Raw genomic sequence first — 548 nt, forward strand, 5'->3', positions numbered from 1 at the left:
AGAGCCGTGGAAGACTACCACGTTGATAGGCCGGGTGTGGAAGTGCGGCAACGCATGAAGCTTACCGGTACTAATAGCTCGATTGGCTTGATCGTTCTCATTGCCGATGTTCATCGCCCGGCGAAGCTAAACCCTTCGTCCGGCTCGATGAGCCATCTGTTCAGCGCTCACGCATGAGCGGGCCTTTGGCCCTATGCTCCGCGAGGGCGCCGGACGGCCGGCGACGGACTGGCGTCCTGTGTGGGTGGCATGCCGAAGTGCTCTGAAAAGAGTTCTCCGGACAACGCCAATACGGGGCCAAGGACCGTCGCATAGCGCGCCGTCCTGAGCGCAGCGACCGAAGGTCGCGATAGCGCGAGGACAAGACAGACGTGTTCAAATAAAACAGGCGAATGCCTGCCAGCTTCTCAATTTGTTGCGCTTTGCCGACCTGGTGGTTATGGCGGGGTGGCCGCACCCGTTCCCTTTCCGAACACGGCCGTGAAACGCCCCTGCGCCCATGGTACTTCGTCTTAAGACGCGGGAGAGTAGGTCACTGCCAGGTCTGC

At 60.4% G+C, this 548-nt stretch carries 2 rRNA genes; both read left to right on the plus strand.

Features of this window, described 5'->3' with window-relative positions:
- Positions 1-95 (plus strand): 23S ribosomal RNA (locus tag AB4048_RS28945); the annotation flags it as partial.
- Positions 96-429: 334 nt separating this feature from the next.
- Positions 430-544: ribosomal RNA gene (gene rrf / locus AB4048_RS28950) — 5S ribosomal RNA — on the plus strand.
- Positions 545-548 lie beyond the last annotated feature (4 nt).

The sequence above is a fragment of the Rhizobium sp. RAF56 genome (assembly GCF_052113965.1).
Classification (GTDB): domain Bacteria; phylum Pseudomonadota; class Alphaproteobacteria; order Rhizobiales; family Rhizobiaceae; genus Rhizobium.